We start from the raw sequence: 23,904 nt of genomic DNA, 5'->3' as shown, positions 1-23,904 counted from the left end.
TATGATTTTATTTCGCTTTTGAGAACGCGGCGTTTAACTTAGTAAAATTAACCGTCCCCAGACCACTAGCCTGATTGTAAATTTTACCTGGTTGCCCAGTATAGTAAAGATTATTATCATCAGTACTATTCAGCGGTGTGAACGGTGATGTCGCTGTCTTAGCAAACCGATAAATTTGCGGATTCCAAAAGCCCATCCGTTTATTTTGCGCACTATTAATCACCGCTGCCATTGCAGCCATTTGAGGAGTCACAACGCTCGTCCCATCCCCTGATGGATCATACTTACCGTCAATATAAATATTATAACCGGTTAAAACATCAGCATTTCCAGATATATCCGGCACGTTTCTGCCACTTGCATGCCCCGTTATTAACTGCGAGTTAGCATTTAATACCCCCTTGGTGACGTCAACGTATTGTCTAGCGTTATAAGTCCCCACACCACTGATGCCAACTTGATAATCTGGTCGCTTAAAATAGGCACTAAACCCACCCCCGCCACCAAGGAAAACATTGGCAAGATAGGTTGAATCAATTTTACTATCTGATGCATCATCGAGCACTTTTTCAACGGCTTGTCTTTCTTTGTCGGTCTTAGCCGCTGACAATAGATGTTGAAGAAGCTGTTCAGCAACAAATTTCCCGCCAAATAAATAACTCAAACTAGTCGTATTGCTCCAAGTTGATTCATGAGCTAATGAGACTGATCGATTCCCTGTAGTGGGCGTAAAACCGAATGCATCCGAAAATGAAACATTTTTAAATGGTAATGTCGTCCCACCAACTGCAGTAACGTACGGTGAAGAAGCAGGAAGAAAAACGCCCCGTTCTTTGCTGCCCATCGCAAATCCATAAGCACCATTATCACCCGCTGCGTTAAATACAGTAATTCCCTGAGCAGCGGCTTGCTTTAACAGCATTTCCAATAGGTCAGTTTCACCCTTAATTTTCCGAATACTATTTGCCAACTGGTTTTCTAACAGCCCAAAACTACTGGAAAGCACGTCCACATTATCCTTAGCAATGGCTGTTGCATACGAAGTAAGAAAGTATCCTGAGTAATTATCGTTTCCTAAATAGACGTTGATATTTGCCTTGGGAGCAATCGCACTGGCCTGCTCAACGTCCATCGTTACTTCCATTCTATCGCCCTTATCTTTGGCCAGTTGCTTATTAACGTAGACTCTTTTGATCCGTTCATTGTCAGAATCAACCCTTTGTTTTTTGAGGTATGCGGAAACATCAATCATTTTAAAATTACTATCACTAATAATTCCAATCGTTTGCTTCTGACCATAACTCCCCTTTGCATATAATGAACCAGTATCATAAGCACGACCGAATTTCCTATAAGAACGATCACTGATGTTTGAATCCTTTATTTTATCCAACGTACTAAGCGTTTGCTTACTAGGATCAGTCTTATTATCGGTAATGGGGATCCTTAAACCGAGCTGATCGATGAACGTAACGTATTTACTAATTGATTGCTTTACCCTGGCAGTGCCAGAATCAATTTGATAATTATGCTTTTGATTCGTTGTTTGTCTTAACTTAAAGTGAAAGGTCCGCTCCAGATCCTTCGTTTTTCCAGTAACAGTCATTAATAAATGCCCTGGATAGGTATCTGATTTCAAGTGATTCTTAGCCATGAACTTTTCAACCACGGCCACCTTTCGATCAGACAAACCATACTTAAGACCAAATTGTTGGGGAGTTAAATACTTGCGATAATTTTTACTCTTGGGATCTACGGTTTGGTAAATAAACCGATCCAGTTGTTGATTATTGTGATTTTTCAAGCCGATTGTTACCGTTTGTTCTTGATTGGGGTTCACATTTCGATAAATAGGTTTAGCGTTACTAGCATTCACATTGATCCCATTTGCACTATCGATAGCTAGGCCCACTAACAAGGTAAATAAAAATTTCAGCAAAGGGTGCCCATATTTAATCTTCATTATTCATTCCCCCATTCATTAAAATTTTAATTCACCGTGTTTTATAAAATCAGTTATCTCTGTCAAAGCGCGCTTAGCTTCTGGAATTGGGAATAAGATAAAGTCGTGATTCATTGCATGATAACTATTCGTAAAGACCGCCCAACGATTGATATCAGCTAATTGCTGTAATTTCAAAGCATCAGGTGCCAAAATATCTGCAGTGCCAGTGATTGTTAAAATGGGCGGTAAATCAGCTAAGCTTCCATAGATGGGACTAACTAATGGGTCAGTAGTCCCCACAGATCTAGCGTAGATGCGACCAAGCCGCGTTAAGTTCGCTAGGTTCAACACTGGATCATAGGTTTGAACCGCAAGCATCTTGGGATTCGTATTCGAAACATCCAACCAGGGCGATAACAAAACGGCCCGCTCAGGTAGTGGCAAGCGTTGGTCGCGCAGTTGTTGCATTAATGATAACACCAAACCACCACCTGCAGAATCACCAACTAAAATGATTCGAGCTGATTCACTTTTATGAACCCGTTGATAAGTTCGCATCACCATCGCCACTGTATCAAGCGCATCATGAGCAGGTGCTTTCGGGTAAATGGGCATAATTACCCGACTTCCCAGTTGGGTTGCCAACTTATCAACTAATTGAAAGTGTTGCGGAAACGGTTGCCCAAAATAACCACCACCATGCAAATAAAAAACGACTTGGTTGGGATTACTAAGACGACTGGGATTGATCACCAAAACATCCCTAGCACCATTATAATTATGAACGTGGTAAGTCTTTTGAATTAACGTTGGTAGCAAATAAGGTTGCTTACTCTTCTGAAGGGCAAGTTGATAATCAGCCGCCGTTTGAATCGATGGTACTGCGTGAATGAAGGGGAGGAAATGGCGAACCACTTGGGCCATAAAGCTCCGTGAATGATGCCGTGCAATTAACTCTTCAGCGGCCAAAGTGACTAAAGCGCTACTAGTTATGATTTTAATGTGCTTCAATTCGACCAGCTCCAATTATGTAGTGGGGATGCTGATTACAACATCCCCAATCAAGTTTACTTATATTTTAACCCACTTCGGAGTTTTTTGAACCAACCAAGATCATCGGTTTGCAACATTCTGACAAGCAATGAATCATTGCATGGCTTTTCATCAGCATTTTATTCTTGATTATCACGATCAATTTTTCGTTTTTGAAGCCAATAAATGGAAAGAGAGACAGATATTGAAGTAACTAGCATGCTTAAATTGCTCCTTAGATCCCAAATTAAGCTGAAAATGGACTGATGGTTATCTGGATCAAAAATAACCATTAAAATAAATGTCGTCCGCCCCACTAAGAAAAATAAAATCGTTGACCAGATTATCCGACGTTTTGCTTTTTGGATTAAATGCCGATATTCATCGTTGCTATCCACTTCGACCAGATCTAACCTTAACTTGGATACTTGGCGGGCCGTATGCATACAAATTCCCAAAAATACTAAAAAGTTAGTAATTAGAATTATCCATAATAGCACTTTCGCATCAACCGTAAAAATCAATAAACTAGTGATGAATGTCTCAAGGCTTAGGTAGCCAAATAAAAACAAAAATGACCGATTACCGATTTTATTAATTGCACTTTCCCGATATTCATCCAGCGGCCCCTGAATCCCGTAAAATTGTTTTAAAAATCGCATGTATAATGACTCATTATTTTGCTTCATCCTTATTTTCCTCCCAAAATAAACTATTCAGATCAGTCCGCAACGCCCTGGCAATGTGAATACATAGCTTCAAGGACGGGTTGTACTGCCCCTTTTCAATCAAACTCAGCGTCTGCCGTGAGATCCCCACCATTTTGGCCAATTCATTTTGCTGGAGCCCCCTGGTCATTCGCGTTATTTTTACCCTATTATCCATTTCAATTACTCCATTCAGGTAACATATATATTCCTTTATGTAATTTATATATTACATTAAAAAATTAATATGTCAATTCTAAAATTATCTTGAATATCAATATCCACTATTTAATAAACCCATTGATCAATAATATGCGTTTTAAATTCACTAAGGTGGCGTGCAGTTCTTCTCCACTTTTTAAAGAAGTTAAAGAAACCCGCAAAAAGGCAGTCTCATCTTCTGAACCCACCAGAAATTTATCTGAATGGAACAGTCGAATACCACTTTTCAGGAATGTCTCTTCCATCTGCTTGCCAGAAAACGCCCGATCAACTTTAATGATCCTAAAGAAGCGGTAATCATTGGCAACTTTTGGAATTGCGAACACTTCATCAAAAATTGTATTGGCTTTCACAACAGCATCCAGTTTGCGTTGCATAATTTTACCAGCGACCCCGTTTTGTAACGCCCGAGTCACAATTTCAACATCCAAAGCAGACGTCTTCACATTGATGTTGAAGATCGCATTTTCAAGCGGTTGCTTAAATTGATTGGCCATTCGGATAAAGCCGACCCGTAATCCTGAAACTAGCGATTTGGACATGCTGCAGATGTAAACACTTTGGTTTGGGACGAGGTTACTTAGCTTCGTCAACGGTTTGGTTCGGTATAAATTTAAAAAGTTTAGGTAATCATCTTCAATCAAAATGAGTCCTTGCGTTGCAATTACGTGCGCCAGTTCGGCCCGCCGTTGTTCAGAAATCGTAATCGTGGTCGGGTTGCTATAATCTGGCATTAAATAAACACCACTAATATTTTTATTGCGACATTGTTGGGCTAATGACTGGGCGGACATCCCCGCTTCATCCCCATTAATTGGGATCAACTCGATGCCCCGCATCCGAGCAAGCTCAATTAGATTCGCATAGGTGAATTGATCCACCGCAATCTTATCGCCACTATTAAAGAGACTCATTAAAATTACGGTTAGGGCGTTTTGCCCACCCGAAATAACCATCGTATTTTGCTTATTGACCGTCATCCCAACTTGATCCAGATAGTGGCTAGCAATCAACCGATGCTTTAACATCCCCGATGGTTCATCATAGTTCAATAAATCAATTAGGTTGTTCTGATTGGCGACTTCCTCAATTGTTGATTTTAAAAGGCCGTTGTTGTTCTCAAAGGAGGCATTAAAGCCTAATTCCTTAATATTTTGGGCATCGTTTCTTGAAATGGTCTGCAGACCGTGCACATTTTTAGCCACGTAGGTACCACGGCCCACCATTCCATAAGTCAACCCTAACTGTTGGCTCAATTTATAGGCCCTGGTAACCGTCGCAAAGCCAATGTCTAAAAAGTCGGCTAATTCGCGTTGCGGCGGCAGCTTAGTATCTGGTAGTAGGGTTTCGTTATCAATGGCTTGTTGCATCTGGATAACTAGCGATTGATAGTAGGGCCGTTTCAATTGCGCACGGTCGGGACGCCAACTGAGCGGGTAGTCAGTAAAAATATTGATCGACATGTCGTTCACTTCTTTCGATTAAAATTGTAATGAGTACAATTATAGCATTGATTGTACTCACTTATGTTCTTATAATCGGATATAAACATAATTAAGGACGTGATTAGCTTGAAAAATCAATCATTTCAATTTGCGTTTCAAAAAACGATTCCGATCATGGCGGGATTTATATTTTTGGGCGCTACATACGGAATTTACATGCACCAAAGCGGCTTCAATTTTCTATACCCAACGTTAATGGCTGCCACTATTTTCGGTGGCTCAGTTGAATTTGTGATTGCCAACCTACTATTGGGCAAATTCAACCCTTGGTTAGTGTTCTTTTTAACGTTCATCATCAATTCGCGCCACCTGTTCTATGCGATCTCAATGTTGCAAAAGTACCGCGGGACCGGTCGTAAACAGATTTTCATGGTCTTTGGAATGTGTGATGAAACCTTTGCCATCAACTATGCGACTAAGGTCCCAGAAAATATTGACCATAAGGAATTTATGTTCTACGTCACCCTCCTAGACTATGCGTACTGGGTCTTTGGTGCCTTTTTAGGGGGCGTCTTAGGTGGCTTGATCACCATTAAGCTGCCCGGATTAGACTTTGTGATGACTGCATTATTCTTGGTCCTATTTGCTAATCAATTCATGAACGAAAAGAGTCATTTTAGTACCATTACTGGACTAGTCGTCACCTTTTTGGCACTATTTATCTTCGGATCCCAATGGTTCTTATTGGTTAGCTTAATTGTAATGGTGGCTATCTTACAGGTGAAGTACAAACGGGAGGTGGCAAAATGAGCTTAACTGAACAAATTTTAACAATCGCGATTGCCTCAATCACCACAATGGCGACGCGGTTCGTGCCGTTCTTCGTCTTTCCCGAAAATAAACCGACCCCTAAGTTCGTCAAGTACCTGGGTGATTATTTGCCTCCAGCCATTTTGGGCATCTTAGTGATTTATTGTTATAAGGATCAAATTATAAATGTTAACCAAGAAACGCTCTTTGGCATCATTGCTGGGGCGGTCACGCTGGGGCTGCACTTTTGGAAGAAGAACATGATGATTTCAATCTTAGCGGGAACGGCAACCTATATTGTATTGGTCAACTTTGTGCATTTTTAAAATCATCAGATTAATCGCCCCGTCAATTCAATTTAATATGCAATTTTGCCAAAACTCCCCTATAATTAAAGTTGCTAGGGGAGTTTTTTGACTGAGACCTTTTTTGGAACCCTTCGAACCTGTGAGACAATGCTCGCGTAGGGAAGCGAAAACCAAAGTGTCGATTGAACTCACCAAGTATTAATTTCTTGGAGGTTTTATGAAATGCATAAAGCAATTTTTGACGGCTATGCAACTGAATACGATCAATGGTTCATGGCCAATCAACAGGTCTTTTTAAGTGAATTAAAGTTATTGAAGGCTACCTTAACAGGGGCGGCCACCGAACGCGTCCTTTCGATCGGCTGTGGGAGCGGGTTGTTTGAAGATGCCCTCCATCGCCACTACTCGTTGCCACTCTTTGATGGGATTGAACCATCCACAGACATGGCAGCAATCGCAAAAAAACGGGGACTAAACGTTACGATCAGTACCGCCGAAGCCGTCGAGCTACCAGCGGATACTTATGATGTGATCTATTTCAACGGCAGTTCGAGCTATATTAAGGACCTCAAGTTCGCCTATCAACACTGCCTTAAAGCTTTAAAACCAGGCGGACGCTTTATTTCACTTGACATCCCGTTAGAAAGTGCATACGGAATGCTTTATCACATCGCGTCAAGCGAAGGCAGCTACGATTCAAAATACCTGCGTGCGATTGCACCAGCGCATCCCTACCCCGTTGAACTGACTGGTTCATTTTATTCATGGACCGCACGGGATAAAAAGGCACTGTTTGAAAACGAGTTGCAATTAATAAACGTTAATACCCAACAGACCCTCCTTGCCAATCCACTCTACACTAATGATTTCGTTGAAGAACCCGTTGCGGGTTTTAGAAGTGGCGGTTACGTAGCAATCATGGGCCAAAAACAATAATCGGCAGCATTTATTGATTTTTTCATAAATTAAACTCCCAATCTAAATTTATTGATTATCATTCTGTTAGAATATAATTATTAATTATACAAGGAGTATTAATTTGGGTGCTTTAATTGATTTTATTTTAAATATTGATCAACACATTATCAATATTGTTAACACATTTGGTAACTGGACTTATCTCATTTTATTCATAGTGATCCTGTTGGAAACTGGAGCGGTAATTATGCCATTTTTGCCAGGGGATTCATTACTGTTCGCAGCTGCCGCGCTATCTGCTAACGCTAGTTATTCGTTGAACATCTGGATTTTTATCGCAATCTTCCTAATCGCCGCCATTGTTGGTGATTCGATCAACTTCTGGGTCGGTGAGAAGGTCGGCTTAAAATTACTGGACCACAAGTGGGTTCAAAAAGTCATCAAGCCCAGCCACCTTGATAGTACGCGCCAATTCTTTGATCAACACGGTGCAGCAGCGGTCTTTTTAGCCCGCTTCATTCCAATCTTACGGACGCTGGTGCCGTTCATCGCGGCCACCGGGAAGATGAATTACAAAAAGTTCATTTTTTACAACGTGACTTCCGGATTCGCCTGGGTATTGCTGTGTTGTGGGGCTGGTTACTTCTTTGGTAACATTCCATTCATTCAAGAGCACTTCTCGGCAGTCGTATTAGGGATCATCGTGGTTTCATTAATCCCAGCATTAATTGGCTTGATTCGCCAAAAAGTAAAGAAATAACATTCAGAAAAGCGGTCCCCTTAAGCAAGTAGTAAGGGGGCCGCTTTTAATTGTAGTCAACAGTTGTCTAGCATATAATGATAATTAAGATATTAACTGGGGGCTTTAAAAAATGATCACTAAAATCAACCAAACTACTAAGGCGCAACTAAAGCGCATCATGTCAATTTGGCTTACAAGTAACTTAGCAGCAAACGCCTTTGCCGGCAGTGATTACTGGATGAATCGTTACAGTCCGATTAGAAAACAACTTTTGGCAGCCACCGTTTACGTTGCTATTAATGATGAGCAAATCATTGGAGGCGCAGCAATTTTAGATGATCAGCTGATCGGTCCATTCGTTGATCAAAATTTTCGCCAACAAGACATTGCTACCCAGTTACTAAATCAATGTAAAGCTGAAGTTGCCCAGATTAGTACCTCAGTGTACCTAAAGAACCCCACTGCCATTATGTTCTATGAACAAAACGATTTCGTGATCAAGGGGCAGTTCATTGAAGAAGCCACCAACGAAGTAAGGTATCAAATGAAATGGCATAAAGACTAAAAGCGCTACGCCATAAAAGACTTACTGAGACTAATGATAATAATTTTCCATAATTCATGATTAACCACTTCAATTATGTTTTTAAAAATCACTTTAAAGATTTATTGTTTTAATGAAGCGTTTACATACGGTTGGGGGTAGAAAAATCTTTTTTAATTTAATTCCTTAATATAATTATGATATACTATAATATATCAAATGTTTATATTGGAAAGGATAATATTCTTATGTCATCAGTTAATATTCCAGGTCAATGGGACTTGTACTCATTTACTGGTTTACCAGATATATATCATTGGAAACCAGGGATAGAGGCTAACAATAGATGGTCGATCGCATATAAGGAATATAAACGTAAAAGCAGTTCTTATCATGCGACTTCTGTAGCGTTTTCAATCATTGGTATTTTTTTAGTAGCTTCATCTAGTTTACTTACTGCTTTTGCGGGAATACTGTTATTTATAGCTTCCTTTCTTTTGAGTAGACGTGGACCATTTTTTAATGCAGCGCTTGATAAGAACAGTCGTGCTCAAAATCATTTTACAAACGTTAGTTACCAGCACACAGATACTTTTATTCAACCATTAGTTAATTATTTTAACTTAGGACCATGGAGAAGTTTCAGAGTTAAAAGAGAATGTATTATCTATAATCAAGATATAGTTATATATTTCGATGCTGATAATTCACTACTAGTTGTCTATAATAGAGACTGCATAAAAGAAGTAAGTCGGGAAAGAGTACATACCGGTTCCCATTCTACTGGTTCATCCAATTCATTTGGTGTTGCTTACGCTAATGGAAATACTGGTAATGCTGTTGGAACAGCATATACTAATAGTGAAATAAATAGCACAGATAACTATGAATGGCATTTTGACCTTTTAACCAACTTTATGAATCATCCTAGAGTTTCTTTTGTATTGCCAGATTCACCACAAGCAGAAAACTTTGTTAAAGAAGCTTGTGGGATCCTACAAAAATAAGAATGTTTTTATTTTTCATTTCATCCTAAATATTAAGCACTACACCCTTAAGTTTGTAAAAAATTTAGGGGTGTTTTTGTATGGCCAACATTAGTGCTAAAAGATCATGAAAGTGATTGGAGAAATTATTTCTTTAACATCAAGGAGCTAAATTACAAAAACTAGGCGGAAAGTCCTCGATCCAATACCGATAACTTTCCGCCTAGGAAAAAAATATATTAATGTACAAACTTTAGGGCACACATCAACTACGACGCAGCTTTTTTATTTACATTTACTAATTTTTCAATCGGTCTAAATCAATGGAATGCTCATCCTTAGCAATCATGATTGACGTTGTAACATCGCCCATCACATTTAAGATGGTCCTGAAGATACCAATCAACCAATCGGCTCCAGCAATGATTCCCACCCCACTGATTGGTAGACCAAGGGTTGGTAAAACGATTGCTAGTGATACCAATCCACCACCTGGGATAACGACCGTCCCAAGACAGGCCAGCGTCGATACCATGATAATCTTCAATCCGATGCCCACCGTCAACGGGACTCCGAATAATTGCAACATCGTAACACTTGCTAACCCTAGATACATGGATAAGCCATTACTATTTAGGGTCATTCCTAATGGCAGAACCAATTCGCGAACGGATTCCCCGATACCGAGACGTTTATTGGCATCAAGCATTTCCATTGGTAATGCTGCGGCTGATGATGCCGTAGTCGCAGCAATTAGAATGATTCGTGAACACTTCAAAAGAATTTTCAATGGCGAAACCTGTGTTTTAAAACTACAAATACAGATCAAACCAATCAGAAATAAAATCACAGCAACCGCATAGATGATAATAAACATCAATAGCGGGAATAAAATTTTTATCCCGTTGGTTGCGATACTGCCGATTAGTAAAGAGTAAATCCCCAGCGGCGCACCAATTAGGATCGTATTCATCATTTCGATCAAAATATGATTACACTTATCAATCGCACCCAAGACTAAATCGAATTGCCCCCGACGATTGATTCGCATAATTGTAAATCCACAAATAATTGCAAAAATCGTGATTTGAATGACCTGACCGGCACTTAAAGCTTCAAAAATATTCTGCGGAAAAAATGATAGAATCGTATCGGAAATCGAAGGCGACTGTTTATGAACCAACCCGCTGGCGTGACTTGCTAGGTTCAAGTTCAACCTAATTGGTAACCCGACTAATAAACCAACCACAGCTGCAGCAATCGTGGTGGCTAGAAAAATCATCACCATTTGCATTCCAATCTTACGAAACTGACCGACGGAAAAGTGGCCCACAGCTGAAATTACCGAACAAGTTACCAGTGGGATTACTATCATTTGAAGAAGGCGTAAAAAAATTTCACCAAATATTTGTAACCACGCCACCTTGGAACCACCAATTCCACCAATTAAGATTCCAATCAACATTCCCAGAAGAATTTTCAGGGTTAAGTTCTGTTTCAACTTCATTTTCAGTCTCCTAATAGGCTTGTTTTTGTAAGATCATCGATAAGAAATGTACCCCCGCATTTAGATCAGCAGCGACTGTAAACTCATCGGGACGATGGCTAATTCCATTACTGCTGGGAACAAATACCATTGCAGTCGCAACGGCCTTGCTCATTATCTGACTATCATGTCCTGCTCCAGATGCCATTTCTAAAAATGTGATTTCAGATTGACGCGCTAAATCTTGGTTAACATTTAGAAGCTGATGGTTTAACTGGGTAACAGGAACCTGTAAATAACGATCGATGATTCCACGCTGCCTTTTAACTAATTCATTTAAGCGGAATTCAAAATCATCCAGTTGATCCTCAGAATCAGACCTGCAATCAATCGTAAAGCTAAACTGTCCACTGATAACGTTGCTAACGTTGGGGTGGTTCATGACTTTACCAATCGTCAAAACGAACGGTTGTTTAAAACGATTGCCCAATTGATAAATCGAATCAATTAGATGACACCCTTTTCTTAGCGCATCACAGCGCCCCTGCATCGGTGTCGTTCCAGCATGGTTAGCATGTCCATTAATATCCACAGTATAGCGCCGTTGCCCAACGATCGAATTTACTAACCCAATCGATGCGTTCGTTCTTTCTAATTGGGGACCCTGTTCAATGTGTAATTCCGTAAAAGCATCAGGTAACTCACAATTACGCAAAGTAACTTGTGGTTGACTAGTCAATTGCTCAACGGCCTTTTTTCTAGCAGCTTCAAAGCTAGTCCCATTTGCATCGACTAATTTTGGCGGAAGCGTTTTATTGACATAGTATTTCGAACCCGTAAAAGTGGCGGGAAAACGACTCCCCTCTTCCTCACTAAATGAGATCAAGCGCAGCGTTTTATTCGGCTTGCCATTTTTGGATACTGTATCAACAATCGCCTTTAATCCACCCAAAACGCCATATAGTCCATCATACTTACCACCATGATCGACCGTATCCATATGGGAACCAACCGCAATCACCGAATCCGTTTGCCCGATGAAGTCTAAAAAGACGTTTCCAACCATGTCAACGGTCGCCTTAAAACCCAGTCGCTGTCCTAAGTGAATCAACCGAATTTGATTTTCAATCCAGTATTCATCATAAACCAATCGGTGTTGTCCTTCATCGGAATCAACAGTAAATTGATCTAACCAATCGTTTAAATTAAGCGTTCCTTTCATCACCATGACAGTGCCTACTTACTAACCCCAAGCAGTGGTGAAGAAGCAACCGCACCACTATTAACTACCCGTCCTGGCTTAGCAAGGTATGCTTTGCGCCCAGCTTCAACCGCTAGCTTAAATGCTTCTGACATTAATGGGATGTCGCCAGCAGTTGCCATTGAAGTATTCGCCATTACGGCATCAATTCCCATTTCCATGGCTTCAGCAGCTTGACTAGGCCGTCCAATTCCGGCATCAACAATCACTGGTACTTCGATTTCGTTGACCAAAATTTGAATTAGGTCCTTAGTGGCTAAGCCGCGGTTAGTCCCAATCGGTGCGCCTAATGGCATCACCGCTGATGCTCCAGCTTCAACTAACCGCTTTGCAGTGATTAAATCTGGTAAGAAGTATGGCATTACGGTAAAACCTTCATCAGCTAAAATGGAAGTCGCCTTGATCGTTTCTGCATTATCGGGCATTAAGTATTTTTTGTCTGGAATCACTTCTAGCTTAATGAAATCACTGCCGCTTAATTCGCGCGCGATTCGAGCCATCCGAATTGCTTCTTCGGCATTTTTACAACCAGAAGTATTCGGTAAGATAGTGACATTTTCTGGAATAAAGTTTAAGATATTTTCGGCTGCTGCTTCGGTTCTACGCAATGCCATTGTGATAATTTCAGCCTTGGCATTATGAACTGCAGCATCAATTAGGTCGTATGAATATTTACCTGAACCTAAGATAAACCGTGATGTAAAATGGTGTCCGTTAATTACTAAATCGTCTTTAATTGCCATGTTAAATTTCCTCCTTATTTTCAACCACTGGTAGTTGCATGAGTAATCTTAAAATTGCGTTTGCTTGATGACCGGCACAAATAATTACCCGTGGTGCCATCAATCCCTCTGATCCACTCGTCTGACCATCACCACTAATGTAGACGTTTGGGGATTGTTGTTTGGTTTGAATTTGATTTGCACCATGGACCCCCGCTAATCCGTTGCCCATTACTAATGGTTTATCTGGAAAAGCACTGGTCGCCCCATCGAGTAGCATCGCCTTGGCAGCAGGGTTATCAAAAGCTTCACAAATAATGTCACAGTCAGCAAAGAGTTGCTCAATATTTTCAGCACTGACCTTTGTTTTAATCGCATCCACTTTAATAAAGGGATTAAATTCTAATAAATTTTGCTTTAATGCAGTGACCTTTGGCATCCCAATTTGACTGAACTTGAACTGTTGGCGGTTCAAGTTGCTTAATTCCACATCGTCAAAATCGATTAGGGTCAAATGACCCACGCCTGAACGCGCCAATGCAATTGCAATGTTAGATCCTAACCCGCCTGAACCTGCAATCGTAACATGTGCATTCTTTAGGGCCTGATACGAGTTGTCAACATTGCGATCCTTCATCTGCATAAAAAAATCTTCAACACTGATTCCATCAATTTGAACCGTCATTGCTAACCACCTCCTACGAACGAAATTAATTCAACGTGATCATTTGGATTTAAAGTAATTCCATCGATTTCATTGCGATGGACGATTGATCCGTTTAATTCGACCACAACGTTATCTTGATGCTGAGCATATTGAGCCAATAAGAATGATAGCGGTTTTCCCGCCAATGCTTCCACTGGCTTTCCATTAATGGTTACCAAAGTAAAAACCTCCTTTCTAGACCCAAGAAAGGAGGTTTTTTAACGCACTAGTTAAGATTAAACCCCTTCCTTCGGTAGTATCAACTACATCAGGTTCAATGAGTATAATCTCAGCCAATTACTTGGCACCCCAGTGTTTAAATTATCATCACAATTGTAAATAAAAAACGGTTCCCCTAGTAAAACCCAGGAGAACCGTCCTAATTATTCGATAATTAATCAGCGATAAAAGAACTGCATCTCCCTTCGCTGGTATTAACCAAATCAGGTTCAATGGGTATGATCTCAGCCAATTGCTTGGCACCCCAGATACAATGTGATAAATATTTAATTTTGAACACCCATATATTAACACTAAGCTTAAAAATTTGTCAACAATAAAATTTTAAGCCTAGGACAGTTTGATAAAAAGCTAGCAACAAAAAATATCTTATTATCGAACGATAATAAGATATTTTTTAATATTATCCATTTATACTTGCTTCTGATTTTCTTTGGCTAATCAATACATATCCACCAAATCCAACTGCCCATACAATTGCAGCAATGGCACCTACAACATCATCGGGAATGAAGAATAAACTAGCGAAGATTACCAAAAAGAAAGCGATGGTGAGCGGACTGGTAACATTGTACCAAGGCGTTTTAAACCCATTTTCAATATAATCACTTGATTGACGATATTTCCGATGTGCAAGCATTGTTAATGCGTATACCAAGATATACATATCACTAGATGCACCAGTTACGATTGTAAAGACTGCTCCAGTCGCTGCACTAAGGCTCATAATTGGAGTGATCAATGCCAAACTAGCTGATAGTAAAATGGCAGCTGCCGGAACCCCAGAATTAGAGATTTTACCAAACTTTTCCTTCATGAAGCTGCCTTCCTTCGCTTCAGTCGCTAGTTGGTAAAAGTGACGCCCAGCTGAGAAGATACAGCTATTTAATGCCGAAGCAGCAGAAGTTAGAACCACAAAGTTGATCACAGCTGCAGCAGCTGGAATTCCAACCAATTGGAAAACTTGAACGAATGGACTTTTATCTGGTGAAAGCGAAGTCCATGGAATAATTCCCATAATTACCACCAATGCACCAATGTAGAATAGTAAGATGCGAAGTAAGGTTTCATTAACTGCCTTCTTGATCACGTGCCGTGGATCCTTTGCTTCACCAATCGTGATACTTACGAATTCAATTCCTTGAAAGGCGAAGAATACCATTGGAAACGCAGAAATAAAGTTAAATGAACCGTGGGGGAATAATGTCAAATTATTAGTAATGTTAGCAAGTGATGCATGACCAAGTGGCGTTGCGCTGTGTCTAAAGATCATAAAAATCCCGGTAACGATCAAAGCAACGATTGCGATAATTTTGATCATTGCGAACCAGAATTCGGTTTCACCAAACAGACGCGCAGCCACTAGGTTTAAGCCACAAAGAACAGCCAAAAAGACGACTTCAATCAACCATGCTGGCAGATTAGGAAACCAGAATTGTACATAAGTGGCCACCGCAGTTACTTCAGCCATACAGACAAACACCAACCCGATCCAGTAGGTCCAACCTGTGAATCGACCTGCAGCAGGTCCTAGATACTTAGTAATAAATGATACAAACGTGTGGTGCGATGGATCTGAATAAAACATTTCTCCAATTGCACGCATCATCAAGAAGAAGAACAATCCTAAGACTAAGTATACGATCAAAATGGATGGTCCCGTTTTAGAAATCGTCGTCCCTGATCCTAAGAATAGCCCAGTTCCAATCGTGCCACCAATTGCAATCATTTGCACATGTCGGTTACTCAATGAACGGTAAGTTCCATCTGGATTTTCTTTAATGTTTGAGTTAGCCATGATCAACACATCCTTTACCAATTTTATAATTACCTAAAATAAATGTAATAAAAAGTTACGTGACGTCCCGTTGATTCACATAACATTAAAATAAAATTAACTTTTTCTCATTTAATTTTAATTTATTCTATCACATTTATTTCGAAAAGCAAAGCTTTTTTCAAAAAAATTGGTTTTTATGCTTTTTTAGCGTGATAAAGGGGTTATTTATTCAAAATCAGCTGACTATTATACATGTAATTATTGATAACATTATAAGGAGCTTTTAATAATGTCCTGAATCGCTTTATTATCATCTTGTCGCCCAATTGTAATTCGAATCCAATTTGGTTGTTGGCCAACCCGAACTTGGTAGCCCTTTTGGAGTAATTCATTTGCGATTTTATCGGCATCAGCACTTTGAAAATAAATAAAATTGGCTTGCGATGGATAGTATTTTAAATTAGCTTGCTTTAAAAATTGTTCCCATCCATCACGTTCAGTCTTATTATTATTTACCGTTCGTTGAACAAATTCAGGATCGCTAAGCGCAGCAACTGCGGCAACTTGGGAAAGCGTATTGAGGTTATACGGTAGGCGGACCGCTTGCATATACCCCGCGCGTTTAGCGTCCATAATGATATAGCCAACCCGATAGCTAGCTAAACCATAAGCTTTTGAAAAAGTCCGCATCACCGCTAAATTATCGAACTCTTTTAATAATGGGACGGCTGAAGAATCCTTAGCACTGGTTACGTATTCAATGTATGCTTCATCAATGAGCACCAAGACATCCTTAGGCACTTTTAACATAAACTGGCGGATCGATTCGACTGAATTATAGCCCCCAGTCGGGTTATTAGGATTACAGAGCCAGACTAAGCTCGTATTTGCATTAATTTGGCTCAAAAATGCAGGAAGATCATTTTGACCATCAGCATTAACTGCAACCTTGATCGTCTTAGCGCCTTCGATTTCAGCATTGATTTGATACTCAGAAAAAGTGGGTTCTGAAACAATTACCTCATCGCCAGCATTCAAAAAAATGCGCGAAACCATTGAGATTATTTCATCCAATCCACAACCAAAAACAATATTTTGGCTAGAAACCTTTAACTTGTTAGCGATTAAGTTGCGTAGCTCCGTACAATTACTATCAGGATAATAGTTTTCCGACTGTGGAACTGCAGAAGTGACTGCCTTAGCAACCTGTGGAGAAGTCCCATACGGATTTTCATTTGCTGATAAACGGACAATTCGATTTAATCCGTACTTTTTCTTAAGTTGCTCAATCGCAACTGGTGGGACGTAGTTTTCTAGCCCTTTAACTGCACTCTTCATTGGAAATCACTCCATTCTATAACTTTTTAATTGGGGCCCGATCTTTGTATTGACTCATTTTGCCCACTCGCGAACCAAGTTCGGTCTTAATTTGATCAAAAGACACGCCAGATTCGACCAATAACACCATTAAGTGGTATAGCATATCAGCGGTTTCATATTGTAATTCCTTAGGATCCTTATTTTTGGCGGCAACGATGACTTCCGTTGTTTCTTCACCGACTTTTTTAAGAATCTTGTCCAAGCCCTTGGTGAATAAATAATCAGTATATGAACCTTCGATTGGTTCTGCTTTCCGCTTCTTGACCATTTCATATAATTCTTCTAAGTTTTGTTTATCCATTATTATCGACTCCTTTTTTAAATTCAACTGGGTTAAAAAAACAACTTACATGACCAGTATGACAAGCTGGCCCATTCGGCACAACGGATACTAATAGGGTGTCGCCATCACAATCCAGTTCCATTTTAGTTACCCGTTGTGTATTTCCACTCGTTTCACCCTTATGCCATAATTCATTTCGCGAACGTGACCAAAACCACGTCTCACCGCTTTCGATCGTTCGTTGATAACTCTCTGGATTCATCCAAGCAACCATTAAAACTTGTTTAGTGTTCGAATCAATCACAACGGTGGTCAATAGTCCAGATAGCTTACTAAAGTCTGGTTTCATATTCTAACGGAGACCCCCTCGTTTTCTAATTGTTGTTTGACTTCCGGAATCGAAAGCATTTGATAGTGAAAAACAGATGCGGCTAGTGCCCCTGTGACCTTGGTGTTCTTAAATAAATCAACAAAGTCAGCTACTCGGCCCGCACCACCAGAAGCAATGATCGGTACATCCACTAATTGACCAATCTGCTGGTATAATTTTTCATCAAATCCGTCCTTAGTTCCATCTTGATCCATACTAGTGATCAACAATTCTCCAGCTCCCTTAGCAACCGCTAATTGCGCCCATTCAGTTGCTGAAATTTTAGTATTTTTAGTCCCACCATGGGTATAAACAACATACTTTTGAGCTGCTGCATCCCATTTCACGTCAATGGCCACCACAATTGCTTGACTACCAAATCGTTTCGCCCCTTCGGTTATTAAATTCGGATTAGCAATTGCAGATGAGTTAATTGAAATTTTATCAGCTCCGGCGTGTAATAACGCTTCCATATCTGAAATCGAACTAATCCCACCACCGACCGTCAGTGGCATAAAAACTTGTTGAGATACATCAGCTACTACATCGACCATTGTTTTGCGCTTCTCATTAGTTGCCGTAATGTCTAAGAACACTAATTCATCAGCTCCCTGTTGCTCATAGGTTGCTGCAATTGCAACGGGGTCACCAACATCTTTTAAGTTAACAAAGTTAACCCCTTTTTTGACCCGTCCATTTGCAATGTCCAAACATGGAATAATTCGTTTTGCTAACATTTATTCGCCTCCGCAACTTCTTTTAGCGTTACTTTTTGATCTGCGATTGCCTGACCAATAATGACATCGTCAATTCCAATCGACTTTAGTTTGATCACGTCTGAAAAGTCTCTAATGCCACCAGAGGCAACGAGCGTTAATTCTGGGAATTGATGTTTTAAACTTCCTAATAAGTCTAGATTGGGGCCACTTAACGTCCCATCAGTTTTGGTATCTGTAATGATAAACCGATCCGCCCCAACGGATGCCATCTTATTGATCAAGGTAGCCATTTTAACGTTCGATTGCTCTACCCAACCTTCGGTAGCAACCATTCCGTTGGCCCCATCAACACCAATCGTAATGTGTTCACTACCGTATTTTTGAATCATGGCAGTGGTAAATGCTGGATTCTTTAATGCTACCGAACCCAAGATTACCCGTGAAAGCCCATTTGCCAAATACATCTCAATTGTAGCTTCATTTCTAATTCCACCGCCAATTTCAGTTTGTCCATCAATGATGGCCGCAATTTGCTTTGCTAATTCAACGTTGGTCGGTAATCCATCCTTTGCCCCATCCAAGTCAACCAAGTGTAAATTTTGAATTCCACTGGTGCGAATCGATTTTGCTTGGTCGATTGGATCTGCGTTCACGAGGGTTGGCTTTTGATAGTTACCTTGGTACAGTCTAATGCTGCTACCCGCCCGCAAGTCAATTGCTGGATAAATCATTTGACCACCGCCTGTTCGAAGAATGTTTTTAAAAGCGTTAAACCAACTTGCCCGCTTTTTTCGGGATGAAATTGAAAACCATAGATATTATCACGATTGACAATTGTCGGAATTTCAACCCCGTAGTCCACACTGGAGATAATAAATTGCGGATCACAAACTGCGTAATATGAATGAGTAAAATAAGTATATTGCCCTTGCACTCCATTAAAAATTGAATCACGCTTGACTTGATTTTGGTTCCAACCAGAATGTGGAACGATTCGATTGCCATTATCATTGGGAATTTTTTCAATCTTACCAGTGATCAGTCCTAAACCTGCAGTATTGCCAAATTCAGTTGATGAATCAAACAATAATTGCATCCCGAGACAAATCCCTAAAAATGGGGTGCCGTTAGCAACGGTTTGCTTAATGACATCGACTAACCCACGTTCATTAAGGGTATCCATAGCATCCTTAAATGCACCCACGCCTGGGAATAAGACTGCATCTGCATTTTGAATCGTTTCTGGATCTGCAGTCAACTGCGCCTCAATGCCTAGTTTTTTACAGGCCTTTAAAACGTTATAAACATTTCCAGCGTTATAATCGATAATTGCAATCATCAAATGACCCCCTTGGTTGAGTTCACACCCTTAATTTCTGGATTGATGGTAACAGCTTTTCTTAATGCACGACCCGTAGCCTTGAACAATGCTTCGATCTTGTGGTGGGTATTACGACCGTACAACACCCGAGCGTGTAAGTTAAATTGGCCGTTGAATGCTAAGGCTTGGAAAAAGTCTTCGGTAACCTCCGTTTCAAAGATCCCTAACCGTGGATTAGTCAATTCAGCATCAAATACTAAGTATGAACGGCCACTCAAATCAATCACTACCTGAGCCAGTGTTTCATCCATTGGAACGAATGCATCACCGTAGCGTTCGATTTGTTCCTTATTTCCAAGCGCCTGCGTCAAACATTCTCCAATGGCGATTCCAACGTCTTCTACCGTGTGGTGAGCATCGACTTGAAGATCGCCACGGGCTTTGACTACCAATCCGAATCGCCCGTGCTTTGCGAATAATTGCAACATGTGATCGAAAAAGCCAACTCCAGTATCAATTTCAATGCCACTTTGTTCATCTAAGTTTAGTTTCACTGTGATATCAGTTTCATTGGTTTTTCTAGTAATTTCAGCTTTACGCATCTAAATCTCCCCCTATTTCTTAAACCGTGATTCAACGGCTCTAGCGTGGGCTTCAAGCCCTTCGGTTCTTGCTAACTTAGCGATTGCTGGAACATCTGCTTGCAAACTTGGTTTATCGAATTGTACAAATTGGGTCCGCTTAACAAAATCATAAACCCCAAGTGGAGAAGCAAACCGTGCAGTCCCACCGGTTGGCAAGACGTGATTAGGACCTGCAACGTAATCACCAAGCGGTTCACTAGCATATCGACCCAAAAAGACTGACCCTGCATTTTGAATCAACCCTAGGTATTGCGTAGGGTTCTTTAGTTGGACTTCCAAGTGTTCTGGAGCGACTGTGTTCATTAGTTCGAACATCTCATTCACATTATCCATCACGGCGATAAAACCACGATCAGAAACCGCTGCTTCGGCAATTTCTTTTCTAGGCAGCGTAACTAGTTGTTGATCGACTTCCTTGGAAACGGCGGTAGCTAATGCTTCGCTATCGGTGATCAACATTGGCCGAGCTCTCTTATCGTGTTCGGCTTGCGATAATAAATCAGCTGCCACTTCTGATGCGATCGCACTGTCATCAGCTAAGATCCCAATTTCAGAAGGTCCTGCCACCATGTCGATAGCGACCTTGCCAAAGACTTGCTTTTTAGCAGTCGCTACGAAAATATTCCCTGGCCCCATAATCTTATCAACTGCTTGAATACTATCAGTCCCATACGCTAATGCTGCAATCGCTTGAGCACCACCGATTTGGTAAACTTCATCGACTCCGGCTAATTTCGCTGCTGCTAAGACGGCTGGGTTGACACCATTTGGTTGTGGTGGTGTAACCATGACCACCCTTTTAACTCCTGCTAATTTGGCTGGAATCCCGCACATCATAATCGTTGAAGGGTAAGCGGCTGTCCCGCCTGGAACATATAGTCCAACGCTTGCCATGGGAGTAATTTTTTCGCCCCGCATAATCCCAGGGGTACTAACGTCCACAAAACTATTTTCAATTTCTTGTTTGTGAAAACTAGTAATGTTGCGCTTGGCAAGCTCTAACGCTGCTCTTAAATCATCATCAATGTTTTCAAGAGCCTGATCTAATTGAAACTTAGGAATTGAAAAGTCAGCTAAGTTAACGTTATCGAATTTTCTTTCATAATCGCGAAGCGCTTCATCACCATTTTGAGCAACGTTGGCGATGATTTCGCTGACCGTTTTTTCAATTTCTAAATCAATCGTTTGACTAGTGTAGTTATCAACAATTTTTTTCATTTCTGCTAATGATTCTTTATATATTTTCATATTCATTCACTCCTACGATTTCACTTAATTTATCAACTAATTCAAAGATTTCCGTCCGTTTTTGTTTTAATGCCACCGGATTGGCCACCAATCGACTCGTAATTACATCTAACCAGTCATGTACGACTAGGTGATTAACCCGCAGCGTAGTCCCAGTTTCCGTTAGATCGACAATCGCATCTGCTAGCCCGGTCAATGGTGCTAATTCAACTGATCCTGAAATTTTAATAATTTCAACATCTTCACCCTTTTCATTAAAATAGCGGCGGGCGATTCTTGGATACTTAGTTCCAATCACCTTGCGTTTCGATTGGTTCCAATTAAAATCTTGCTTAGAAGCAACGATGAATTGACAACGTCCCGTCCCAAGATCCAATAACTCATCAACTTGATTCAAAGCATCCTGTTCAGCCAAAATATCACTACCAACCACTCCTAGATCAACCGTTCCAGTTCGCAGGTAGGTACAAACATCCTCACCCTTAACCAAAATAAATTGGTAACGATCTGCTAAGTTAATGATTAGCTTGCGTTTCTTATTAACTAGTGGTTCGCAATCAATCCCACATTTCTCTAGTAGCGGAATTAATTTCTCTTCAACTCGCCCCTTCGTTAATGCAATTCTTAACATTCAACTAACCCCTCTCCTGATTTCCAAATCAATAGCTTTACTCCAGCTAACTTTGCCTGTTCTTGAGCCTCTTCTTGGCTATCGAATGGAGCTAGTGAATAGTTCGGGTTAGCCTCAATCAATGGTGCCACTTGGCTCATTTCTGCTAATTTTGCGTATACAAAAACCGGTCGCTGAATTTGCGATTCTACATCTGCAATTTTGGCTAATGCATCAATGTTAATTCCCAATCCAACGGCCGGTTCAGTTTTAGCTTGAAAGTTAGCCAGCAGTCGATCATAACGACCACCACTGATAACATAAGTATTTGAACGGGCTGTATATCCCTTAAAAATGATTCCAGTATAATATTTTTGCGGAACCGCGCTGCTTAAGTCGATAATTACCTTTTGGTTCGGTAAACTACTTGCAAATCGAGCAAGTGTGATTAATTCATCGACTAGCGGCCTGGCAGCTTTTGGAATCTTGACTGCTTCCAGCATTTGCTGAAGTTCTGCAATCGTTCCAAATAATCGTGGCCATTTCTTTAGGAAGGGAAGTTCATCACATGCACCAACCTTTTCCAGCAATGCTTTATACGCTGGAAAATTCTTATGATATAGCGCTTGCGCCAATTGACGATGCAATTGATGATCAAGATGAAGTGAATCTAAAACTTGATCTACCAATCTAGCATGTCCTAATTCAATTGTTAATTGATGTTGATGTAAAAAGTGTTGACTCAATTGATGCATTATGATCACCTCCTCCATTTCGGCCTTAATCGTTCGATATCCAATTAATTCAATTCCTAATTGCGTTTGTTCATTCTGTCCACCAGATAGTTCTGGGGAAATTTCAAACTTAGTTCCCACATAATATAATTTCCGTGGGAGCGATAAGTTCATATTTGATAAAAAGCGTGCCACCGGCAAGGTCAGATCTGGTCTTAAAACCAGGTCATCACCGGCGGGATCAAAGACCCGATACGGTGGATTAGCACTTGTAAAATCATTAAATAAGTCACGTTTTTCAACTATCGGCGTGTTGATTCTGGTATAACCGCGTTGACGAAATTGCTTTAAGATCCAAGCTGTTACGATATCTTTTCTTTCAGCAACCTCACCAAATTCATCACGCAGCCCAGTTGGCAACTTAATACGATTCATGTTAACTACCTCCTTTAATAATCATTTGAGCTAATAAAAAAGCGTCCTCCTTATCCAATCTGGATAAAGAGGACGCTATCGCGTGGTTCCACCTCATGTTCAGATGCTTCTCACAAAGCATCTCTCAAGTTGAAGAATAACTTCAACCCTGATAACGAGTGGTCCCGAAATTGCTTACTTTAAGTTCAGCAACCCAGTTCATCGGTGTGGTTCATAAATCAGCTTGGTCCCTTCACAACTTCAGCGGGACTCTCTCGTTCAAGCATAACTTACTACTCTCCGAATCAGAACTATTATATTTAAATT

The 23,904-nt window shown here is 40.5% G+C and carries 27 protein-coding genes, 2 riboswitches and 1 other annotated feature; of the genes, 6 read left to right on the top strand and 21 right to left on the bottom strand.

Annotated elements, in window-relative coordinates; genetic code table 11:
- Positions 1 to 7 precede the first annotated feature (7 nt).
- From ACSVI6_RS08595 to ACSVI6_RS08575, 5 genes are all read right to left on the bottom strand, one after another.
- On the bottom strand, positions 8 to 1,963 hold the full coding sequence (locus ACSVI6_RS08595) for a S53 family peptidase (protein ID WP_491721131.1): 1,956 nt from the start codon (positions 1,961 to 1,963) through the stop codon (positions 8 to 10).
- Between the two features lie 18 nt (positions 1,964 to 1,981).
- Complete coding sequence (locus ACSVI6_RS08590) at positions 1,982 to 2,956, bottom strand: alpha/beta hydrolase (protein ID WP_491721130.1); 975 nt, start codon at positions 2,954 to 2,956, stop codon at positions 1,982 to 1,984.
- Between the two features lie 161 nt (positions 2,957 to 3,117).
- Positions 3,118 to 3,666, bottom strand: a complete 549-nt coding sequence (locus tag ACSVI6_RS08585; RefSeq protein WP_491721129.1) for a DUF3278 domain-containing protein — start codon at positions 3,664 to 3,666, stop codon at positions 3,118 to 3,120.
- On the bottom strand, positions 3,653 to 3,862 hold the full coding sequence (locus tag ACSVI6_RS08580; protein ID WP_491721128.1) for a helix-turn-helix transcriptional regulator: 210 nt from the start codon (positions 3,860 to 3,862) through the stop codon (positions 3,653 to 3,655). Before ACSVI6_RS08580 ends, ACSVI6_RS08585 begins: the two co-directional genes overlap by 14 nt.
- Before the next feature lie 106 nt (positions 3,863 to 3,968).
- Positions 3,969 to 5,369, bottom strand: a complete 1,401-nt coding sequence (locus tag ACSVI6_RS08575; protein WP_491721127.1) for an aminotransferase-like domain-containing protein — start codon at positions 5,367 to 5,369, stop codon at positions 3,969 to 3,971.
- Positions 5,370 to 5,468: 99 nt separating this feature from the next.
- Here ACSVI6_RS08575 and ACSVI6_RS08570 point away from each other — a divergent pair, with 99 nt between their 5' ends.
- The 6 genes from ACSVI6_RS08570 to ACSVI6_RS08545 all read left to right on the top strand — a co-directional run bounded on the left by ACSVI6_RS08570 (position 5,469) and on the right by ACSVI6_RS08545 (position 9,680).
- Entirely contained in the window at positions 5,469 to 6,161 is a 693-nt protein-coding gene (locus ACSVI6_RS08570) for an AzlC family ABC transporter permease (RefSeq protein WP_491721126.1), read from the top strand.
- Complete coding sequence (locus ACSVI6_RS08565; protein WP_491717352.1) at positions 6,158 to 6,487, top strand: branched-chain amino acid transporter permease; 330 nt, start codon at positions 6,158 to 6,160, stop codon at positions 6,485 to 6,487. The genes ACSVI6_RS08570 and ACSVI6_RS08565 overlap by 4 nt, the downstream gene beginning before the upstream one ends.
- Before the next feature lie 204 nt (positions 6,488 to 6,691).
- A complete protein-coding gene (locus ACSVI6_RS08560; protein ID WP_491720186.1) occupies positions 6,692 to 7,405 on the top strand; it encodes a class I SAM-dependent DNA methyltransferase in 714 nt (237 codons plus the stop codon).
- A 103-nt stretch (positions 7,406 to 7,508) separates the two neighbouring features.
- Entirely contained in the window at positions 7,509 to 8,147 is a 639-nt protein-coding gene (locus tag ACSVI6_RS08555) for a VTT domain-containing protein (RefSeq protein WP_491717350.1), read from the top strand.
- 112 nt (positions 8,148 to 8,259) lie between these two features.
- On the top strand, positions 8,260 to 8,694 hold the full coding sequence (locus tag ACSVI6_RS08550; protein WP_491721125.1) for a GNAT family N-acetyltransferase: 435 nt from the start codon (positions 8,260 to 8,262) through the stop codon (positions 8,692 to 8,694).
- 227 nt (positions 8,695 to 8,921) lie between these two features.
- Entirely contained in the window at positions 8,922 to 9,680 is a 759-nt protein-coding gene (locus tag ACSVI6_RS08545; protein ID WP_491717348.1) for a hypothetical protein, read from the top strand.
- Between the two features lie 277 nt (positions 9,681 to 9,957).
- On the opposite strand, the gene ACSVI6_RS08540 is transcribed toward ACSVI6_RS08545, so the two are convergent.
- The 16 genes from ACSVI6_RS08540 to ACSVI6_RS08465 all read right to left on the bottom strand — a co-directional run bounded on the left by ACSVI6_RS08540 (position 9,958) and on the right by ACSVI6_RS08465 (position 23,598).
- Positions 9,958 to 11,166 (bottom strand): dicarboxylate/amino acid:cation symporter, encoded by a 1,209-nt coding sequence (locus ACSVI6_RS08540; protein WP_491721124.1) that lies wholly within the window; start codon positions 11,164 to 11,166, stop codon positions 9,958 to 9,960.
- Positions 11,167 to 11,176: 10 nt separating this feature from the next.
- Positions 11,177 to 12,373 carry a hydantoinase/carbamoylase family amidase gene (locus ACSVI6_RS08535; protein ID WP_491721123.1) on the bottom strand — a complete coding sequence of 399 codons (1,197 nt, stop codon included), beginning with the start codon at positions 12,371 to 12,373 and terminating at the stop codon, positions 11,177 to 11,179.
- 8 nt (positions 12,374 to 12,381) lie between these two features.
- Complete coding sequence (locus ACSVI6_RS08530) at positions 12,382 to 13,149, bottom strand: thiazole synthase (protein ID WP_491717345.1); 768 nt, start codon at positions 13,147 to 13,149, stop codon at positions 12,382 to 12,384.
- Between the two features lies 1 nt (position 13,150).
- Positions 13,151 to 13,813, bottom strand: a complete 663-nt coding sequence (thiF, locus tag ACSVI6_RS08525) for a sulfur carrier protein ThiS adenylyltransferase ThiF (RefSeq protein ID WP_491721122.1) — start codon at positions 13,811 to 13,813, stop codon at positions 13,151 to 13,153.
- A 2-nt stretch (positions 13,814 to 13,815) separates the two neighbouring features.
- On the bottom strand, positions 13,816 to 14,013 hold the full coding sequence (gene thiS, locus ACSVI6_RS08520; protein WP_491717343.1) for a sulfur carrier protein ThiS: 198 nt from the start codon (positions 14,011 to 14,013) through the stop codon (positions 13,816 to 13,818).
- A 48-nt stretch (positions 14,014 to 14,061) separates the two neighbouring features.
- Positions 14,062 to 14,156: riboswitch (TPP riboswitch) on the bottom strand.
- Between the two features lie 81 nt (positions 14,157 to 14,237).
- A riboswitch (TPP riboswitch) is annotated at positions 14,238 to 14,331 on the bottom strand.
- A 146-nt stretch (positions 14,332 to 14,477) separates the two neighbouring features.
- On the bottom strand, positions 14,478 to 15,872 hold the full coding sequence (locus tag ACSVI6_RS08515) for an amino acid permease (RefSeq protein ID WP_491721121.1): 1,395 nt from the start codon (positions 15,870 to 15,872) through the stop codon (positions 14,478 to 14,480).
- Positions 15,873 to 16,124: 252 nt separating this feature from the next.
- On the bottom strand, positions 16,125 to 17,192 hold the full coding sequence (gene hisC, locus ACSVI6_RS08510) for a histidinol-phosphate transaminase (protein ID WP_491721120.1): 1,068 nt from the start codon (positions 17,190 to 17,192) through the stop codon (positions 16,125 to 16,127).
- Positions 17,193 to 17,208: 16 nt separating this feature from the next.
- Positions 17,209 to 17,535 carry a phosphoribosyl-ATP diphosphatase gene (hisE, locus tag ACSVI6_RS08505; RefSeq protein ID WP_491717340.1) on the bottom strand — a complete coding sequence of 109 codons (327 nt, stop codon included), beginning with the start codon at positions 17,533 to 17,535 and terminating at the stop codon, positions 17,209 to 17,211.
- Complete coding sequence (gene hisI, locus ACSVI6_RS08500; protein ID WP_491717339.1) at positions 17,528 to 17,866, bottom strand: phosphoribosyl-AMP cyclohydrolase; 339 nt, start codon at positions 17,864 to 17,866, stop codon at positions 17,528 to 17,530. Before hisI ends, hisE begins: the two co-directional genes overlap by 8 nt.
- Positions 17,863 to 18,624, bottom strand: a complete 762-nt coding sequence (gene hisF / locus ACSVI6_RS08495; RefSeq protein WP_491721119.1) for an imidazole glycerol phosphate synthase subunit HisF — start codon at positions 18,622 to 18,624, stop codon at positions 17,863 to 17,865. Before hisF ends, hisI begins: the two co-directional genes overlap by 4 nt.
- The gene (gene hisA / locus ACSVI6_RS08490) at positions 18,618 to 19,337 is read right to left on the bottom strand and encodes a 1-(5-phosphoribosyl)-5-[(5-phosphoribosylamino)methylideneamino]imidazole-4-carboxamide isomerase (protein ID WP_491721118.1); all 720 of its coding nucleotides are present in this window, start codon (positions 19,335 to 19,337) and stop codon (positions 18,618 to 18,620) included. The genes hisF and hisA overlap by 7 nt, the downstream gene beginning before the upstream one ends.
- The gene (hisH, locus tag ACSVI6_RS08485) at positions 19,334 to 19,945 is read right to left on the bottom strand and encodes an imidazole glycerol phosphate synthase subunit HisH (protein ID WP_491721117.1); all 612 of its coding nucleotides are present in this window, start codon (positions 19,943 to 19,945) and stop codon (positions 19,334 to 19,336) included. The genes hisA and hisH overlap by 4 nt, the downstream gene beginning before the upstream one ends.
- Positions 19,945 to 20,529, bottom strand: a complete 585-nt coding sequence (gene hisB, locus ACSVI6_RS08480; protein WP_491717335.1) for an imidazoleglycerol-phosphate dehydratase HisB — start codon at positions 20,527 to 20,529, stop codon at positions 19,945 to 19,947. The genes hisH and hisB overlap by 1 nt, the downstream gene beginning before the upstream one ends.
- Before the next feature lie 12 nt (positions 20,530 to 20,541).
- A complete protein-coding gene (gene hisD / locus ACSVI6_RS08475) occupies positions 20,542 to 21,819 on the bottom strand; it encodes a histidinol dehydrogenase (protein WP_491717334.1) in 1,278 nt (425 codons plus the stop codon).
- The gene (gene hisG / locus ACSVI6_RS08470; RefSeq protein ID WP_491717333.1) at positions 21,806 to 22,450 is read right to left on the bottom strand and encodes an ATP phosphoribosyltransferase; all 645 of its coding nucleotides are present in this window, start codon (positions 22,448 to 22,450) and stop codon (positions 21,806 to 21,808) included. Before hisG ends, hisD begins: the two co-directional genes overlap by 14 nt.
- Complete coding sequence (locus ACSVI6_RS08465) at positions 22,444 to 23,598, bottom strand: ATP phosphoribosyltransferase regulatory subunit (protein ID WP_491720195.1); 1,155 nt, start codon at positions 23,596 to 23,598, stop codon at positions 22,444 to 22,446. The genes hisG and ACSVI6_RS08465 overlap by 7 nt, the downstream gene beginning before the upstream one ends.
- 65 nt (positions 23,599 to 23,663) lie before the next feature.
- Positions 23,664 to 23,895: a binding site (T-box leader), on the bottom strand.
- Between the last annotated feature and the right edge of the window lie 9 nt (positions 23,896 to 23,904).

It is taken from the genome of Nicoliella sp. ESL1106 (genome assembly GCF_058509965.1).
The sequence above is the reverse complement of the archived record's forward strand: the minus strand, read 5'-3'. Positions and strand labels throughout refer to the sequence as shown.

What these genes read in the sequence shown, in the direction of transcription:
- ACSVI6_RS08595 (WP_491721131.1), bottom strand. Translation starts at nt 1,963, where the DNA reads ATGAAGATTAAATATGGGCACCCTTTGCTGAAATTTTTATTTACCTTG.
- ACSVI6_RS08585 (WP_491721129.1), bottom strand. Translation starts at nt 3,666, where the DNA reads ATGAAGCAAAATAATGAGTCATTATACATGCGATTTTTAAAACAATTT.
- ACSVI6_RS08580 (WP_491721128.1), bottom strand. Translation starts at nt 3,862, where the DNA reads ATGGATAATAGGGTAAAAATAACGCGAATGACCAGGGGGCTCCAGCAA.
- ACSVI6_RS08575 (WP_491721127.1), bottom strand. Translation starts at nt 5,369, where the DNA reads ATGTCGATCAATATTTTTACTGACTACCCGCTCAGTTGGCGTCCCGAC.
- ACSVI6_RS08565 (WP_491717352.1), top strand. Translation starts at nt 6,158, where the DNA reads ATGAGCTTAACTGAACAAATTTTAACAATCGCGATTGCCTCAATCACC.
- ACSVI6_RS08560 (WP_491720186.1), top strand. Translation starts at nt 6,692, where the DNA reads ATGCATAAAGCAATTTTTGACGGCTATGCAACTGAATACGATCAATGG.
- ACSVI6_RS08550 (WP_491721125.1), top strand. Translation starts at nt 8,260, where the DNA reads ATGATCACTAAAATCAACCAAACTACTAAGGCGCAACTAAAGCGCATC.
- ACSVI6_RS08545 (WP_491717348.1), top strand. Translation starts at nt 8,922, where the DNA reads ATGTCATCAGTTAATATTCCAGGTCAATGGGACTTGTACTCATTTACT.
- ACSVI6_RS08540 (WP_491721124.1), bottom strand. Translation starts at nt 11,166, where the DNA reads ATGAAGTTGAAACAGAACTTAACCCTGAAAATTCTTCTGGGAATGTTG.
- ACSVI6_RS08535 (WP_491721123.1), bottom strand. Translation starts at nt 12,373, where the DNA reads ATGGTGATGAAAGGAACGCTTAATTTAAACGATTGGTTAGATCAATTT.
- ACSVI6_RS08530 (WP_491717345.1), bottom strand. Translation starts at nt 13,149, where the DNA reads ATGGCAATTAAAGACGATTTAGTAATTAACGGACACCATTTTACATCA.
- thiF (WP_491721122.1), bottom strand. Translation starts at nt 13,813, where the DNA reads ATGACGGTTCAAATTGATGGAATCAGTGTTGAAGATTTTTTTATGCAG.
- ACSVI6_RS08515 (WP_491721121.1), bottom strand. Translation starts at nt 15,872, where the DNA reads ATGGCTAACTCAAACATTAAAGAAAATCCAGATGGAACTTACCGTTCA.
- hisC (WP_491721120.1), bottom strand. Translation starts at nt 17,192, where the DNA reads ATGAAGAGTGCAGTTAAAGGGCTAGAAAACTACGTCCCACCAGTTGCG.
- hisE (WP_491717340.1), bottom strand. Translation starts at nt 17,535, where the DNA reads ATGGATAAACAAAACTTAGAAGAATTATATGAAATGGTCAAGAAGCGG.
- hisI (WP_491717339.1), bottom strand. Translation starts at nt 17,866, where the DNA reads ATGAAACCAGACTTTAGTAAGCTATCTGGACTATTGACCACCGTTGTG.
- hisF (WP_491721119.1), bottom strand. Translation starts at nt 18,624, where the DNA reads ATGTTAGCAAAACGAATTATTCCATGTTTGGACATTGCAAATGGACGG.
- hisA (WP_491721118.1), bottom strand. Translation starts at nt 19,337, where the DNA reads ATGATTTATCCAGCAATTGACTTGCGGGCGGGTAGCAGCATTAGACTG.
- hisH (WP_491721117.1), bottom strand. Translation starts at nt 19,945, where the DNA reads ATGATTGCAATTATCGATTATAACGCTGGAAATGTTTATAACGTTTTA.
- hisB (WP_491717335.1), bottom strand. Translation starts at nt 20,529, where the DNA reads ATGCGTAAAGCTGAAATTACTAGAAAAACCAATGAAACTGATATCACA.
- hisD (WP_491717334.1), bottom strand. Translation starts at nt 21,819, where the DNA reads ATGAAAATATATAAAGAATCATTAGCAGAAATGAAAAAAATTGTTGAT.
- hisG (WP_491717333.1), bottom strand. Translation starts at nt 22,450, where the DNA reads ATGTTAAGAATTGCATTAACGAAGGGGCGAGTTGAAGAGAAATTAATT.
- ACSVI6_RS08465 (WP_491720195.1), bottom strand. Translation starts at nt 23,598, where the DNA reads ATGAATCGTATTAAGTTGCCAACTGGGCTGCGTGATGAATTTGGTGAG.